Annotated in this window: 17 protein-coding genes; 5 read left to right on the top strand and 12 right to left on the bottom strand. The window is 43.7% G+C overall.

Annotation, left to right across the window (positions count from 1 at the left end; translation table 11 throughout):
* Positions 1-40 precede the first annotated feature (40 nt).
* The 3 genes from pyrH to rpsB form a co-directional block, all read right to left on the bottom strand.
* The gene (gene pyrH / locus K6Y31_RS11855) at positions 41-787 is read right to left on the bottom strand and encodes a UMP kinase (protein ID WP_233052984.1); all 747 of its coding nucleotides are present in this window, start codon (positions 785-787) and stop codon (positions 41-43) included.
* A gap of 74 nt (positions 788-861) precedes the next feature.
* Entirely contained in the window at positions 862-1,713 is an 852-nt protein-coding gene (tsf, locus tag K6Y31_RS11860; protein ID WP_233052985.1) for a translation elongation factor Ts, read from the bottom strand.
* A 97-nt stretch (positions 1,714-1,810) separates the two neighbouring features.
* Entirely contained in the window at positions 1,811-2,545 is a 735-nt protein-coding gene (gene rpsB, locus K6Y31_RS11865; protein WP_233052986.1) for a 30S ribosomal protein S2, read from the bottom strand.
* A gap of 225 nt (positions 2,546-2,770) precedes the next feature.
* Here rpsB and map point away from each other — a divergent pair, with 225 nt between their 5' ends.
* The 5 genes from map to K6Y31_RS11890 all read left to right on the top strand — a co-directional run bounded on the left by map (position 2,771) and on the right by K6Y31_RS11890 (position 7,765).
* On the top strand, positions 2,771-3,619 hold the full coding sequence (map, locus tag K6Y31_RS11870) for a type I methionyl aminopeptidase (protein WP_282560168.1): 849 nt from the start codon (positions 2,771-2,773) through the stop codon (positions 3,617-3,619).
* Positions 3,620-3,656: 37 nt separating this feature from the next.
* The gene (gene glnD, locus K6Y31_RS11875) at positions 3,657-6,269 is read left to right on the top strand and encodes a bifunctional uridylyltransferase/uridylyl-removing protein GlnD (protein WP_233052988.1); all 2,613 of its coding nucleotides are present in this window, start codon (positions 3,657-3,659) and stop codon (positions 6,267-6,269) included.
* A gap of 140 nt (positions 6,270-6,409) precedes the next feature.
* Positions 6,410-6,949, top strand: a complete 540-nt coding sequence (locus tag K6Y31_RS11880; RefSeq protein WP_233052989.1) for a septation protein A — start codon at positions 6,410-6,412, stop codon at positions 6,947-6,949.
* 4 nt (positions 6,950-6,953) lie between these two features.
* Positions 6,954-7,253 carry a YciI family protein gene (locus K6Y31_RS11885; RefSeq protein ID WP_233052990.1) on the top strand — a complete coding sequence of 100 codons (300 nt, stop codon included), beginning with the start codon at positions 6,954-6,956 and terminating at the stop codon, positions 7,251-7,253.
* A 194-nt stretch (positions 7,254-7,447) separates the two neighbouring features.
* Entirely contained in the window at positions 7,448-7,765 is a 318-nt protein-coding gene (locus K6Y31_RS11890) for a ComEA family DNA-binding protein (protein ID WP_233052991.1), read from the top strand.
* A 28-nt stretch (positions 7,766-7,793) separates the two neighbouring features.
* Here K6Y31_RS11890 and K6Y31_RS11895 read toward each other — a convergent pair whose 3' ends face one another.
* From K6Y31_RS11895 to K6Y31_RS11935, 9 genes are all read right to left on the bottom strand, one after another.
* A complete protein-coding gene (locus tag K6Y31_RS11895) occupies positions 7,794-8,825 on the bottom strand; it encodes a response regulator (RefSeq protein ID WP_233052992.1) in 1,032 nt (343 codons plus the stop codon).
* Positions 8,818-9,573, bottom strand: coding sequence for an MlaA family lipoprotein (locus tag K6Y31_RS11900; RefSeq protein WP_233052993.1), 756 nt, complete (start codon positions 9,571-9,573; stop codon positions 8,818-8,820). Before K6Y31_RS11900 ends, K6Y31_RS11895 begins: the two co-directional genes overlap by 8 nt.
* A gap of 79 nt (positions 9,574-9,652) precedes the next feature.
* Positions 9,653-10,888 carry a c-type cytochrome biogenesis protein CcmI gene (gene ccmI, locus K6Y31_RS11905; RefSeq protein ID WP_233052994.1) on the bottom strand — a complete coding sequence of 412 codons (1,236 nt, stop codon included), beginning with the start codon at positions 10,886-10,888 and terminating at the stop codon, positions 9,653-9,655.
* Positions 10,888-11,346: a cytochrome c-type biogenesis protein gene (locus tag K6Y31_RS11910; protein WP_233052995.1), complete on the bottom strand. Its 459-nt coding sequence runs from the start codon at positions 11,344-11,346 to the stop codon at positions 10,888-10,890. Before K6Y31_RS11910 ends, ccmI begins: the two co-directional genes overlap by 1 nt.
* Positions 11,346-11,882 (bottom strand): DsbE family thiol:disulfide interchange protein, encoded by a 537-nt coding sequence (locus tag K6Y31_RS11915; RefSeq protein ID WP_233052996.1) that lies wholly within the window; start codon positions 11,880-11,882, stop codon positions 11,346-11,348. Before K6Y31_RS11915 ends, K6Y31_RS11910 begins: the two co-directional genes overlap by 1 nt.
* Positions 11,872-13,827, bottom strand: coding sequence for a heme lyase CcmF/NrfE family subunit (locus K6Y31_RS11920; RefSeq protein ID WP_233052997.1), 1,956 nt, complete (start codon positions 13,825-13,827; stop codon positions 11,872-11,874). Before K6Y31_RS11920 ends, K6Y31_RS11915 begins: the two co-directional genes overlap by 11 nt.
* Positions 13,824-14,318, bottom strand: a complete 495-nt coding sequence (gene ccmE / locus K6Y31_RS11925; RefSeq protein ID WP_233052998.1) for a cytochrome c maturation protein CcmE — start codon at positions 14,316-14,318, stop codon at positions 13,824-13,826. The genes K6Y31_RS11920 and ccmE overlap by 4 nt, the downstream gene beginning before the upstream one ends.
* Complete coding sequence (gene ccmD, locus K6Y31_RS11930) at positions 14,315-14,521, bottom strand: heme exporter protein CcmD (protein ID WP_232800418.1); 207 nt, start codon at positions 14,519-14,521, stop codon at positions 14,315-14,317. Before ccmD ends, ccmE begins: the two co-directional genes overlap by 4 nt.
* Complete coding sequence (locus K6Y31_RS11935) at positions 14,521-15,261, bottom strand: heme ABC transporter permease (RefSeq protein WP_233052999.1); 741 nt, start codon at positions 15,259-15,261, stop codon at positions 14,521-14,523. The genes ccmD and K6Y31_RS11935 overlap by 1 nt, the downstream gene beginning before the upstream one ends.
* Between the last annotated feature and the right edge of the window lie 18 nt (positions 15,262-15,279).

Below are 15,279 nucleotides of genomic sequence, written 5' to 3' on the forward strand. Positions count from 1 at the left end.
TTTAAACATTTTTAGGCTAGATTATATCAGCCAAGTAGCCTTATTCTTCTTCTGAAACACTTGGCGCTTTGATCACTGTACCTTCGTTTTCACCCATCACTACGCGACGTAACGCACCGGGTTTGTTCATATTAAACACGCGGATTGGCAAGCCGTGGTCACGTGCCAATGTAAAGGCTGCTAGGTCCATTACTTTAAGCTCTTTTTCAAGTACAGTTGAATAATCAAGCTCATCATATAAAACCGCATCTGGGTTTTTCATTGGATCAGCATCATATACACCGTCAACCTTAGTCGCTTTTAGCACTGCGTCAGCTTCAATCTCAATCCCACGTAAACATGCTGCGGAGTCAGTCGTAAAGAAAGGATTACCAGTACCGGCTGAAAAAATAACCACTCGACCAGACTTAAGTAGGCTGATTGCTTCTGCCCAATTATAATCGTCACACACGCCTTTCAGTGGGATAGCTGACATCAAGCGAGCATTAACATATGCACGATGCAAAGCGTCACGCATGGCTAAGCCATTCATCACCGTTGCTAACATACCCATGTGGTCGCCCACTACACGATTCATTCCCGCCTTAGCTAAGCCTTCGCCGCGGAATAAGTTACCGCCACCGATGACCAATCCAACTTGAACACCTAGTTCAATTAATTCTTTAATTTCTTGCGCCATGCGTTCTAGTACTTTGGCATCAATGCCAAAGCCTTCTTCGCCCATCAAGGCTTCACCACTTAGTTTTAACAGAATTCGTCTATAGCTTGGTTTCGGATTGGTACTCATTTTACGCGATTCCTAGTTGCAAAACAGCCGCAGCAATGGCCGCGGCTAATACTTATGATTTACAAAAGCAGAGCTTACTTAGCTTTAGAAGCTGCAATTTGTGCTTCAACTTCAGCAGCAAAGTCTTCTTCTTTCTTCTCGATACCTTCACCCACTTCTAGACGTACGAAGCTAGAAACAGAGATACCTTTTTCTTTAAGCACAGCGCCTACCGTTTTCTTTGGTTCCATGATAAAAGGTTGACCAGTTAGGGCAACTTCACCTGTGAACTTCTTCATACGGCCTGCAACCATCTTCTCAGCGATTTCTTGAGGTTTACCCTCATTCATCGCGATGTCGATTTGGATTGCGCGCTCTTTTTCAACAACTTCAGCTGGTACGTCTTCAGGGTTAACGTACTCAGGCTTGCTCGCAGCAACGTGCATTGCAATGTGCTTAAGTGAATCAACATCACCTTCACCTGCAACAACAACACCAATAGTAGAACCGTGGCTGTAAGAAGCAAGAGCAGCACCTTCAATGTAAGACACGCGACGTACATTGATGTTTTCACCAATTTTAGTCACAAGTGCAATGCGTTTTTCTTCGAATTGCGCTTGTAGCTCTTCGATTGTTACTTTAGAAGCAACAGCAGCATCAGCCACTTCGTTAGCAAAACCTAGGAAGTTTGCATCTTTAGCTACGAAGTCTGTTTGACAGTTAACTTCAACTAAAGCCGCAACATTACCTGCAGTTTTGATTAAGATAGCACCTTCAGCAGCAATGTTACCTGCTTTTTTAGCCGCTTTTGCTTGGCCGTTTTTACGCATAAATTCGATAGCAGCTTCGATATCACCATTGGTTTCTTGAAGTGCTTTTTTACAATCCATCATGCCCGCACCGGTACGATCGCGCAGTTCTTTAACTTGAGCAGCAGTAATTGCCATTTTGAGTTTCCTCAACAATAAAAAGATGAAAAACAGGGGCCTGAGGGCCCCTGTTAACCAAAAAAAATGGTTTGGTTAATAAGGGCGAAAGCCGTTATTACTCTGCAGCTTCTTCTACAAAGCCGTCTTCTTCAGCCTGTACAACGATATCTTGTTGACGACCTGCTTTTACTGCATCAGCAGCAGAAGTTAGGTATAACTGTACCGCACGGATAGCATCATCGTTACCTGGAACAATGAAATCTACGCCGTCTGGGTTTGAGTTAGTATCAACGATAGAAACTACAGGAATGCCTAAGTTGTTCGCTTCTTTGATAGCGATATGCTCATGGTCTGCATCAATGATAAATAGTGCGTCAGGTAGACCGCCCATGTCTTTGATACCACCTAAGCTTTTCTCTAACTTCTCAAGTTCACGAGAACGCATTAGCGCTTCTTTCTTCGTTAGCTTATCAAATGTGCCATCTTCAGTTTGAGCTTCTAGCTCTTTTAGACGTTTGATAGACTGACGAACAGTTTTCCAGTTCGTTAACATACCGCCTAACCAGCGGTGGTTTACGTAGAACTGGTCACAGCTTACCGCTGCTTCTTTTACCGCAACGCTTGCTGCACGTTTAGTACCAACAAAAAGAACTTTTCCTTTTTTCGCAGAAACGCCAGAAATAAAATCCAGTGCTTCGTTGAACATTGGAACTGTTTGCTCAAGGTTGATGATGTGTACTTTGTTACGTGCGCCGAAGATGAAAGGCTTCATCTTTGGGTTCCAGTAACGAGTTTGGTGACCGAAGTGCACACCAGCCTTCAGCATTTCGCGCATTGATACATTAGCCATGTTAAATTCCTCTTGGGGTTAGGCCTCCACACATCCCATAATCTCGACCCTTAACAGGCACCCCGAAATATGTGACGATGTGTGTGTGTTGTTTAATTAAGTTGATTTCGGGCTATTCGGTGACTTGTGGTCCCCGATTATTGGTTAACAATGTAATTTCACATTGCCAATTCCCGGCGCGCTTTATACCATACCCGAGTCATAATCACAATCTGAGATGCGGAATTGGCGACAAAAACATCCCCGCGCCAGTCACAAACAAAAGAGAGAATCATGAGTGTAGTAATCAAAACAGCTGAAGAAATTGAAAAGATGCGCATTGCCGGAAAGCTGGCAGCGGATGTGCTAGAAATGATCGAACCCTTTGTTGTTAAAGGGGTAACAACAGACGAGCTGAACCAAAAATGTCATGATTTTATTGTTGATGTACAACAGGCAATTCCAGCGCCATTAAATTACCACGGTTTTCCTAAGTCTATTTGCACCTCCGTTAATGAAGTGGTTTGCCACGGCATCCCGAACCATAAAAAATTACGGAATGGTGACATTATTAATATCGATATCACGGTGATCAAGGACGGATATCACGGTGACACATCAAAAATGTTCGTGGTAGGCGATGCTAACCCGCTGACGAAAAAATTAGTGCAAAACGCGCAAGAGTGTTTATATAAAGGCATTAAATTAGTTAAACCGGGCATTCGCCTTGGTGATATTGGCACAGCAATACAAGTCCATGCGGAACAACAAGGTTTCTCTGTCGTACGTGAATATTGTGGCCATGGTATTGGCGCAACCTTTCATGAAGAGCCCCAAGTTCTGCACTATAAAAGCAAAACCGATCCCAACGCGTTGCTTATTTTAGAACCTGGCATGTGCTTCACTATCGAGCCCATGATCAACTTAGGTAAGCGACATACCAAGTTAGATAAAAAAGATGGTTGGACGGTGACCACTAAAGATGGCTCCCGCTCTGCGCAGTGGGAACACACCTTGCTAGTAACGGAAACAGGTTGCGAAATATTAACCCTGCGTCAAGAGGAAACGATTGAACAGGTAATTAACCACGCCTAAGCCAATCCCACTACTTTAAGCATAATAGGAGCTGTTCATGCAGGCCACTGAGACATTAGCTTTAGACGACCTGTCACTTAAGAGTGTCAAAGGGGCAATGGCGCAATTTAACGCCAAACAGGCAACTGCCTTTAGCCAACTCGATGATATTAGTGAGCTGGTGCTAGAGCGCTCCGACTTTATGGATCAGCTGTTAATACAGCTGTGGGATAAGTTTACCAATGGCATGGCAAAGGAGCTTAGCTTAGTCGCTGTTGGCGGCTACGGTCGCGGCGAGCTTCATCCAAAATCAGACATTGACTTGTTGATACTAAGTGTCCATCCGCTGTGTCCCGAAGTAGAGCAACAGATCAGCGCGTTTATTACTTTTCTATGGGATTTACGCCTCGAAATCGGCCATAGCGTTAGGACGGTTGATGACTGTATACAACTAGGTTTAGAAGATATCACCATTGCGACAAATCTCATTGAAAGTCGCTTAATCATCGGCAATGACGCTAGTTTCAGTTTGCTCAAAAGTAAGTTACATGCGCCGACATTTTGGCCTTCCACCGCCTTCTTTAGTGCTAAACGCGAGGAGCAACGCCAGCGTCATCTTAATTACCGCGATAACGGCTATAGCCTTGAGCCTGACATCAAGAGTAACCCGGGCGGTTTACGTGATCTTCATACCCTGTATTGGGTCGCAAGACGTCATTTTGGCGCCGCCAATTTACTTGAAATGACCATCGATAATTATCTCACCCAAGCTGAATATCGCGAGTTACTTGAGTGTCAAAACTTTCTTTGGAAAATCCGCTTTGCCTTACACCTCGTCACAAATCGTGCCGATAATCGTCTATTATTTGATTATCAAACCGATGTTGCTGCAAAGTTAGGCTATCAAGGCCAAGGCAATGCCGGCATAGAAACCATGATGAAACAGTTCTATCGCACCATACGACGAGTGGCTGAGCTGAACGAGATGTTATTGCAACATTTCGATGAGGATATTCTAGGCAATGCAGAAATAGAATCAGTGCCCATTGATGATCACTTTCAGCTCAAAGGCGATCTGATCGTACTCGTTACGGCAGGAGAATTTTTTCATCGCCCAGAAAGCATTTTACAACTGTTCCTGCACATTGCTGACAACCCAAATATCAAAGGCATTTATTCCACAACCTTACGTGAAATTCGAGAAAGCCGTCGTCGGCTTACTTATTGGTTACAAGACATCCCCCCCTGTCGTGAAAAATTTATGGCATTGCTTAAACATCCGAGAGGAATGGGCTTACCCCTTACCTTAATGCACAAATATGGCGTTTTAGCCGCTTACATTCCGCAGTGGAATAAAATTTTAGGACAAATGCAATTTGACCTTTTCCACGCTTACACCGTTGATGAGCATACCCATCGACTGATTAAGTATATTTACAATTTCCCGACCAAGGAATCAAAAGTAGAACACCCTATTTGTGGCGATCTTTTTCCAACTATTAAAAAGCCTGAATTACTTTTTTTGGCCGCTATTTTTCATGATATTGCCAAGGGTAGAAAAGGTGACCACTCTGAACTCGGCGCCATTGATGCCCAAGCATTTTGTGATTTACACGGTTTAAGTGCTCATGATGGTCGGTTGGTCGCTTGGTTAGTTAAACATCATTTAGTTATGTCGGTAACAGCGCAGCGCCGCGATATTCAAGACCCAGATGTGATCACCGAATTTGCGCGTGTGGTACAAGATGAAAAATACCTTAATTACCTGTTGCTGCTTACCGTCGCCGATATTTGTGCGACCAATGATGATGTTTGGAATAGCTGGAAAGGCGCGTTGCTCAAAGAGCTCTATTATCAAACCCAGAAAGCCCTCAGACGAGGCCTAGAAAAACCCATTGACGTGCGCAGCCGTATCCGCGACCACAAGCAACAAGCACTGAATAAACTGCTTGGTAAGGCGTTTAATTCGACTACCGTTGAAACCCTTTGGAAGCGCTTTAAAGCAGACTATTTCTTACGCCACACGCCGTCGCAAATTGCTTGGCACAGCGAGTATATTCTACAGCACTATGACCAAGACAAACCGCTGGTGGTGATCAGTAAACGCGCCTCTCGAGGCGGTAATGAAGTGTTTATCTATTGTAAAGATTCATTAGATTTATTTGCCACCGTGGCAACCGAGCTTAATAATAAAAATCTTAACATTCATGATGCAACCATTATGAATAGCCGTGATGGCTACACGTTAGATACGTTTATCGTGTTAGAGCCCGACGGCGAGCCGTTGGCCATCGATCGAACCCGTGAAATAAAGCCGGCTTTAGAGCAAGCATTAAGCCACCCTGAAAATGTCGTCGCACGATCTCAGCGACTGTCGCGGCAGAAAAAGCAATTTTCTGTGGCCACGCAAGTTAATTTTCTGAGTAATAAAAACCATCGCACCATGATGGAGCTAATTGCTTATGATTCACCCGGCCTATTAGCAACCATCGGGGATGTATTCCAAAAATTAGATGTGATGCTACACACGGCAAAAATAACAACCATAGGTGAGCAAGTAGAAGACTTTTTCATCGTCACTACCGAGGATGGCCACGCACTAGACATAAAGCAACAGAATGAACTAAAACAAGCACTGGTAGATGCACTCGCCTGTGACGCCCATTCTTAAACTTAATTCCAACGTAAACCTGCTCACAATATGGTGTCAGTGAGTTCAGCTGGCACCAGACAAGCTTATAAAGTAACTTTTTTATCAACGGAGAAAACAGTACACTGTGTCTCACATTAATTAACGATTTGATGATGACAATGAAACAGTTTTTTGAATTTATCCCGCTAATTATATTTTTCGTTGCTTACAAGTTTTACGACATCTATGTAGGCACTGCAGCACTGATGCTGGCGACAGGCGTCATGCTTGCTTACAACTGGTTTAAATATAAAAAATTAGAAAAGATGCATCTGATCACCTTTGTGATGGTCATAAGCTTTGGTAGCTTAACCCTTGTTTTACATGATGATGCGTTTATAAAGTGGAAAGTTACAGTCATCTACGGACTATTTGCCGCGGGCTTACTGATCAGCCAATATATGCTTAAAAAGAACTTAATAAAGCAAATGCTCGGCAAAGAGCTCACCCTACCTGATGCTGTTTGGAAGAATTTAAATATAGCTTGGGCTGTTTTTTTTATTTTCTGCGGCGCCCTTAATGTATACGTGGCCTTCTACCTATCGCAAGATGTTTGGGTAAACTTTAAAGTATTTGGTTTGATGGGCATGATGCTCATTTTCACCTTGCTCACTGGTATTTATTTGTACAAATATCTCCCTCAAGAAGATAAGGAATAATCTTATGTGGTACTCCATTTACGCCTCAGACGTCGCAAACAGTTTGGCATTGCGCCAACAAGCCCGGCCAGCTCACCTCGCTCGTTTAGAAGCACTAAACAAAGAACAACGCTTATTAGTGGCAGGCCCATCACCTGCAGTTGACAATGAAAACCCTGGTGATTCTGGTTTTACTGGCTCAGTAGTGATTGCTAAATTTGCCTCTATTGAAGAAGCGAAGACTTGGGCAGAACAAGATCCCTATGTTGCAGCGGGTGTTTATGCCAATGTTGAAGTCAAACCCTTCAAACTAGTCCTCCCCTAGTAATATAAATCGAGCACATGAGCATTCGCATCATGTGCTGACTCATATACCTGTAAACCATTTTTCCTACCAATAAAAGCTTGCCTCCCATTTTATTGATGCATTTCACAATAAAGAATAAAAAACCATGCCGTAGCGGTTTTATCTCCTACCTTTAACCTTGTAATTAACAAATAAATCAATAGAGGATAATTATGAAACTACGTACACTTATTGCCGCATCTTTATTTGCAGTATCATCAATGGGTCAACTTGCCCTTGCAGCCGAAACAGCAACAGATACTGCTGTCACTCAAGAAAGTAGCGCTGTGAGTCAGCAAGTAATCAATATTAATACAGCAACCGAAGATGAGCTCACCAAAATAAAAGGTGTTGGCGAAAAAAAATCTAAAGCGATTATCGCTTACCGGAAGGAAATTGGTCAGTTTAAAAATGTCGACCAATTACTCGAAGTGGCTGGTATTGGCCAAAGCATTTTAGATAATAATAAAGATCTGTTGGCTGTAAAATAGATATTAGCACCACTTAGGTGCCACTCAATTAAAGTGGCGCCGACGCCTTATTTGATATGGCTAATCTCAATACATTACCGAGCTGAGAAGTAAAAGTGAACTCAACCTGTCGTGGTAGTTCAACCCTGCTCTGCTGATACTTTTGTTCTGCTAACATGCCGAGCCCCATACCCGAGTGTTGAAACAAGTCATTAGGCGGGGCAAAACCAGCATTAGAATATGTTAGACAAAGTCGGCTAGCATCCAGATTAAACTGAATCGCATTAACGGGGTGGGACAATGCTAAATCATGTATTTGATCATTTAAAAAACGCATCATTTGCGCTGGCGAACGTAAACGATAATGACTATTAGATTGATGTTGCCGATATGAGTCATTGAGTAAGCTTTTAAGTAACGCGCCTATCACGGCCGCTTCAGAGCCAAACAAGGATACATCCAGCACAAATACACCTACTTCATGATCACTTAAAGGATAATGAACGAGCAGTAAGCCCAGTGGTTGCGCGTCAACCCGAAAGGAAAAACCATTAACATCAAACTCTCTTTCGCTCGCCAGCTCTTGCATCAAAAGCGTCGACGCAGGATCATCTTGGCGAAAGTAGCTCATATGGCTAATTAACTCTGCATCGGCCATATGTTTATGAGATAGCACCTCAAACCCCGACAAGTTTGGCTTTAAAATCGATAAAATACTTTGTTCTAATGTAAGCCAATTTTGCAATGGCTTCATAAAGTAGTCTTTTGCACCGTGACGCAATGCTTCCGCTATCTCAACCATCTCACTGGCTGCTGAAATGACAATAACAGGCAGGCTTGGATACTGGCGCAGGATAGTTTTAATTACCTCCTGCCCACCCATTTCAGGCATATATAAATCGCAAAGCACGAGGTCAGGCTTTAAATCTGCCACCAAAGTAAGGCCATGAAGGCCATTTTCCGCATTCGCGACAATAGCACCGCGTTGCTTGAGAAAAGCACTTAATTGTTGGCGGAATACAGCCTCATCTTCAATCACCAGGAAGGTAAAGTCCGCCAGTGTACAACTGCTTTTACTCATTCATAAATTCTTCTAACTCTTCATCAGAAAGAGAAGGGCCTATTGGCGCAACACTATCAGAGCCTGGTGTTTGGTAATGTTGATATTGGATGTAAGAGTCGCGAATAAAAATGTATGAATCCAATGATTGTTCAATTAAAGGGTCTTGATCGAGTAAATTAGCACGTTTATAAAGCGCGTCTGTTCCCCAATGAATCAAATTTTCAAAGTAGGTAAATTCACTGAAGGGAAAATATAAACCATCAACTATTCCCCCGACTAACTTTCGAGTAGTTCGAGGGCCATAAAATGGTACCATCAGATAAGGACCATGATTAACCCCAACCATTCCTAATACACTTTGAAATTCAGCACGATTTCGCTCTAAGCCACTGCGTCCCGCTACATCAATCAAACCACCGATACCAAACGTAGAGTTAACCACAAAACGCATAACACTGCCCATTGACGCCTCAATATCGAGCATCAATAAATGATTCACCGCACTTGAAGGCTCTTCAAAATTCAAAATAAAGTTATTGATCGCCTCTCGACTGCCTTCAGGAAGATATAAGTAGGTTTTTGTTGCAGGAACATAGATAGATTGGTCTATGGCGTAATTGAAATCCCAAATAGCTCGGTTAACACCTTCAAAAGGGTCCTTAATGGGGCTGTTATCAACAGGCTTAAAGGCCGCAGCAGAGGCGGAATAAAATAAAAATACCGCAACCATAAGCACGGTAATTCGGTTTAATACAGGGAGAATCACATATATACCTTTAAAAGTGTCACAGAGAACAACATTTAGCCTAGCTAACGCCTTAACGCTAACTAGGGTAATAATAACACTAAATCTTGTGATCTATGGCTATTTCTATCACATCTTGTTGACCTGATTTAATCACGCTACTTTCGCCTTCCCACTCGCCTGCCGCGACCGCCACATTCTCATCGATCGATATTCTCGCCTTGATAATAAACTCAGCTTGTTGGCTTAACTTCAGCTCAGGCATCATGGCGTCAGCGTCAGACAGCGTAACGGTGGCTGGAAACTCAGATAGCGGTAATTTCTTTGCTGCTAATGGCATTTTAGGGCCATTGACCATTTGCGCAAAAACAAACAAATAACCTGTGTCAGGCAGATCAACTTGATCGCTCAACGTCACTTTTACTTGGTAAGACATTGAGTCCGCTACTGGGTTCTGCTTCGCCTCATTTACTTTCGCCAGTTGCTGCTCGGCATAAGCGATACTGCTTTCAACCATACTGTAACGCTCACTCGATGGCGCTAGCAGCGGGAGCATGTTACGCCAACGTTCAATCGCACTAGCAAAGTCTTCTTGTTGCAATGCCATAAAGGCATATACCGATAAAGCTTGAATATTCTTCGGCTCAAGCCCTACGGTAGCAATGATCAAGTTTTCCGCTTGCTTGATCTTTAATGCATCCTCAGACTGCAATAACGCTTGCGCATAAGCAACACGTACATCACTGTCTGTTGGCGATAACTTATAGGCTTTATGCAATGCATCTTGTGCCAACTGACCATCACGCAGAGCGAAAGCAAGGCGTCCTAACATTAACCAACCTTGAGTATCACTAGGTTGATTAGCAAGGTGACTACGCAAGGCTAACATAAAGTCATCGACCTCTTGCTTAGAAGGAGGCTGCCCGTCCGTCATCGTCATTTTACGCTGCAAATTTTCGTAATTTGTCATAACACTTTGCCAATGACTCACTTGCTGACCCGCACCATATTGCAGGTATAAGCCGATGGATATAGCAAAAAACAGTAAGATCCCAGGCACCAGCAGCAAGGGCAAATTAATGCGTTGAGCCGACGATTTAACCTCGACGACATCTTCCAGTAAATTTTGCTGCAATTCAGTCAGTACCGCTGCCTGTTCAGCAACGAGTCCTTGCTCGACGTCTTGCTCTATTTCTTTCACACGCCCCTTGTAGAGGGTTTTGTTCAGACTATCTCTATCAGCCTCAATCACTTGGCGGTTTTTTAACACCGGTACAATTAAAGCTAAACTCGCTATGACTAACAGCAAAATACACAACAGCCAAAAAAGCAGCATTAGTCTTTATCTCCATTTAAAATTCGTTCCAGCTTTGCTTGCTCTGCTGGATCCATCACAGGGTTGTCAGTTAAGGCGGTATTTTTTCGCGTTCTTACCAACAATACTGCTAATCCACCCAACACAAAAAATAACGGCCCTAACCACAAGAAAATGGTAGCCGGTGTCATTGGAGGATCATAGGTAACGAAGTTGCCAAAACGGGCTGCCATGTAATCAACAACTTGATCTCTGTCTTTACCTTCTTTGACCAATTCATATGCTTTTTGGCGTAAATCTTGTGCCAATGGCGCATTTGAATCGGCTATATTTTGGTTTTGACATTTTGGACAACGTAGCTCTTTAGTTAATTGTTGATACAGCACTTCCTGTTGTGGATTATCAAACTCATAAACTTGGATTGCCGCCAAAGCCGGAACACTGAGCAATGAAACCAGCAATAAAGTAATCATTCGCATTACTTCAAATCCTTAAAAATAGGGAGTAAGGTTTGCTGCCAAACATGATCGTTAACATCGCCGACATGGCGATATTGGATCACGCCTTGGCTGTCTATTAAGTAAGTTTCTGGCGCGCCATATACGCCTAAGTCCAAGCCCAACATGCCGTCTTTATCGTATAGGCTCACTTGATAAGGATTACCTAAATCCGTCAACCAGCGAATGGCTTTTTCTCTATCGTCTTTATAATTCAAACCTACAATGTAAACACCGTCAGCAGCCAACTTGTTCAAGTAAGTATGCTCTGCATAACAAGTTGGGCACCAAGTCGCCCAAACATTAAGTAACATCGGCTTACCTTTAAAAATCGAGGCATCGTGACGTGTTTCTGGTTGATAAAGATCTTGTAAGGTAAACGTTGGCACAGGCTGACCAATCAGCGCCGATTCTAACTTAGACGGGTCAGAATAGAGCCCTTTGAACAAGAACACCACCGCCGCTAAAAATATCCCCAGGGGCAGTAGAAATAGCCAAAGACGAGGTTTATTGTCCATCTTTCGCTCCTTTTCCACTAAATCGATAACGTTTATCTAACATCATCAGCACCCCAGCACATGCCATAATAAGCGCACCAAACCAAATCCAACGAATAAATGGTTTGTAGTAAATACGTAATGCCCAAGCGCCATTATCCAGCTGCTCACCAAGGGCCGCATATAGGTCACGAGTGAAACCAGCATCAATCGCCGCTTCGGTCATTACATTGCGCTGTACCCGATAAAAACGCTTCTCTGCACGCATCGTAGTAACGTACTTATCACCTCTATCCACCCGCAATACACCAGTGTGACCGTCAAAATTCGGCCCTTTAAGTGCATCCACACCTTCAAAAGTAAAGCGATAATGTTCAAATTCAATTTGATCCCCGGGGACCATGCGCACATCTTTTTCAATGCTGTAATTTTGTGTCATGGTGATACCGATAACCATGACAGCAAAACCAATATGGCCGGTGATCATGGCCCAGTGACTAATACTGAGTTTTCTAACACCAGTGATAAAAGTATGGCGATGAGTTGCTCGCAACCACGTTTCTTGACAAGAGGTCACCACCACCCAGACTCCCAAGAAGCACCCCAATAACGCTAGCCAAGTAAAGTAAGGCGTACTCGCCATCATGTATAACGCGGTTAATACCACTGACGCCACAATGGCAATCAACAGCGTTCCAGCTAAATCACCCGGATTTTGCCTCTTCCAGCGAACTAAAGGTCCAACACCCAACAACAACATAAAAGGCACAATTAATACGGTGAAGATGCGGTTAAAGAAGGGTTCACCGATAGAAATGCTACCTAAGCCCATTTCTTTATGAACCAAAGGTAATAATGTTCCCAGCAACACCACGATTAATGCTGCGATAAGCAAAATATTGTTACCCAGTAAGAATGACTCACGTGAAAACAAGCTATAACTGCCGCGACTTTTTACTGCATTGGCTTTAAATGCATACAACAGCAGCGAGCCACCAATCACCATGATCAAAAAGCCGAGAATGAATAGGCCTCGCTCAGGATCGCTGGCAAATGCGTGCACCGACACTAATACGCCAGAGCGCACTAAAAACGTCCCCAATAAACTTAACGAGAAAGCCGAAATGGCCAGAAGCACCGTCCACGCTTTAAATACACCGCGTTTTTCTGATACTGCCAGAGAATGAATAAGCGCCGTCCCCACTAACCAAGGCATAAAAGAAGCGTTCTCTACGGGATCCCAAAACCACCAACCGCCCCAGCCGAGTTCGTAATAAGCCCACCAACTGCCAAGGGCAATACCAGCGGTTAAAAAGACCCATGCCGCCATCGTCCAAGGACGAGACCAACGTGCCCACGCTGAATCTAAGCGACCTTGCATTAACGATGCAATGGCAAAAGCAAACGCCACCGAAAATCCGACATACCCCATATAAAGCATCGGCGGATGTAAAATTAAGCCGATATCTTGTAGCAACGGGTTTAAATCCCGTCCATCAACGGGAAAATAAGGTAGAGTGCGCTCAAATGGATTGGAGGTAACAATCACAAAAAGATAGAAACCAACGCCAAGCATGCCCATCACAGCCAACACTCGTGCCACTGACTCTAATGGCAAGTTTCTACTGAGCAATGCAACAGCGGCGGTCCAGCCTGATAAAATCAGCATCCACAGTAACAAAGAGCCCTCATGTGAACCCCAAACCGCTGAAATACGGTACTGCAATGGCAACTCAGAATTTGAGTGTGACGCCACATAAGCCACCGAGAAATCATTAACAATGAAAGCGTAGGTTAAGCAGGCATAAGAAAGCCCAACAAACAAGAACTGGCATACAGCTAAGGTTCGAGCACTATTCATTAACCCTGCATGCCCTTTGTAAGCGCCCCAAAGAGGATAAAAACTCAACAAAGCAGCTAAGCCGAAAGCAATGATTAAAGTAAATTGACCGAGTTCAGGGATCATTTATGGGCGCCTTCTAACTGTTCTTCGGTGTATTCAGGCTTGAAATGTTGCATCCCTTTAAGTGATTCAGCAATTTCAGGGGGCATATACTCCTCATCATGCTTAGCCAACACTTCCGACGCCGTGACTGTGGTCGCATCTTTTAAAACGCCCATTGCTACAATGCCCTGCCCTTCACGAAATAGATCGGGTAAAATACCATCAAACTCAACAGTGACTAAATCGCCACCCGCATCATAGAGTTTGAAGCTCACCTTTAAACTGCTTTGGTCCCGTACTACAGAACCCGGCATAACCATGCCACCAATTCTTAACCGCTGACCAACTTCTGGTTTAACAAGCTGTTTGCCTTTACCTTTAACCAGTTCTGAAGGTGTGTAAAACAGATCAATATTTTGCGATAAGGCATATAACACCAAACCAATTGCTGAGCCTATACCGAGTACAATCGCCAAAATAACGGCAAGGCGCTTTTTGCGTCTTGGGTTCATAACGTATTCTCCATACTGCGAGCGGCTTGCATACGCTTGTTGCGCTCAATGTTATTACGTACTTGTTTAAATAATCGTGCCCGCTTCATTCGCGTGTCAATGACTATCCCTAGCATGCTGATAAACGTCGCACCAAAAGACAACCAAACATAGAAGCCATAGCCGCCCATCGCAAAAAAATCAGCCCAACTTACAAATTCCATTACTTACCTCCCATCACTAAGGCCTTAACCCAAGGACGATGACTTTCCCTTTGCAAAATTTCATTACGAAAACGCATTAACATTAGGGCACCAAAAAATGTCGCAAATGCTAATAACATAATTAACAACGGCCAAAGCATTGAAAGCGCGATGGATGGCTTATCAAACTTGGTAATGGAAGCACCTTGATGCAAAGTATTCCACCATTCCACCGAGTAATGAATAATAGGAATATTAATCACGCCAACTAAGGTCAGAATACCGGCAGCTCGCCCCGCCAACACTTTGTCTGAAAACGCGTTATATAACGCAATCACACCCAGATACAAAAATAACAAAATCAATTCCGAGGTCAATCTAGCATCCCAAACCCACCAAGCGCCCCACATGGGCTTGCCCCAAGCCGCACCAGTAAATAAAGCAATAAAAGTAAACACTGCGCCTACGGGAGCCATCGCCGCGACGGCCATATCTGAAAGGCGAATTTGCCAAACCAAGCCGATAAATGCCGCCACGGCCATACTGGTATAGGCACCCATAGACAAAATAGCAGCGGGAACATGTATATAAATGATGCGAAAGCTATCGCCTTGCTGATAGTCCGCAGGCGCAAACGCTAAGCCCCAGACTAAGCCAACAGCAAAAGAAATGCAGCAAACGATAGTAAACCAAGGTATAAGCTTTCCAGCCAGTTCATAGCTAGTTTGCGCTTTGGCATAAGGGTGTAACCACTTCCACATAGATTGACTCTCTATTTT

It is taken from the genome of Motilimonas cestriensis, from assembly GCF_021295315.1.
GTDB lineage: Bacteria > Pseudomonadota > Gammaproteobacteria > Enterobacterales > CBDFNC01 > Motilimonas > Motilimonas cestriensis.

Coding starts and splice junctions, on each gene's coding strand:
- pyrH (WP_233052984.1), bottom strand. CDS start 787: ATGAGTACCAATCCGAAACCAAGCTATAGACGAATTCTGTTAAAACTA.
- tsf (WP_233052985.1), bottom strand. CDS start 1,713: ATGGCAATTACTGCTGCTCAAGTTAAAGAACTGCGCGATCGTACCGGT.
- rpsB (WP_233052986.1), bottom strand. CDS start 2,545: ATGGCTAATGTATCAATGCGCGAAATGCTGAAGGCTGGTGTGCACTTC.
- glnD (WP_233052988.1), top strand. CDS start 3,657: ATGCAGGCCACTGAGACATTAGCTTTAGACGACCTGTCACTTAAGAGT.
- K6Y31_RS11880 (WP_233052989.1), top strand. CDS start 6,410: ATGAAACAGTTTTTTGAATTTATCCCGCTAATTATATTTTTCGTTGCT.
- K6Y31_RS11885 (WP_233052990.1), top strand. CDS start 6,954: ATGTGGTACTCCATTTACGCCTCAGACGTCGCAAACAGTTTGGCATTG.
- K6Y31_RS11890 (WP_233052991.1), top strand. CDS start 7,448: ATGAAACTACGTACACTTATTGCCGCATCTTTATTTGCAGTATCATCA.
- K6Y31_RS11895 (WP_233052992.1), bottom strand. CDS start 8,825: ATGAGTAAAAGCAGTTGTACACTGGCGGACTTTACCTTCCTGGTGATT.
- ccmI (WP_233052994.1), bottom strand. CDS start 10,888: ATGCTGCTTTTTTGGCTGTTGTGTATTTTGCTGTTAGTCATAGCGAGT.
- K6Y31_RS11910 (WP_233052995.1), bottom strand. CDS start 11,346: ATGCGAATGATTACTTTATTGCTGGTTTCATTGCTCAGTGTTCCGGCT.
- K6Y31_RS11915 (WP_233052996.1), bottom strand. CDS start 11,882: ATGGACAATAAACCTCGTCTTTGGCTATTTCTACTGCCCCTGGGGATA.
- K6Y31_RS11920 (WP_233052997.1), bottom strand. CDS start 13,827: ATGATCCCTGAACTCGGTCAATTTACTTTAATCATTGCTTTCGGCTTA.
- ccmE (WP_233052998.1), bottom strand. CDS start 14,318: ATGAACCCAAGACGCAAAAAGCGCCTTGCCGTTATTTTGGCGATTGTA.
- ccmD (WP_232800418.1), bottom strand. CDS start 14,521: ATGGAATTTGTAAGTTGGGCTGATTTTTTTGCGATGGGCGGCTATGGC.
- K6Y31_RS11935 (WP_233052999.1), bottom strand. CDS start 15,261: ATGTGGAAGTGGTTACACCCTTATGCCAAAGCGCAAACTAGCTATGAA.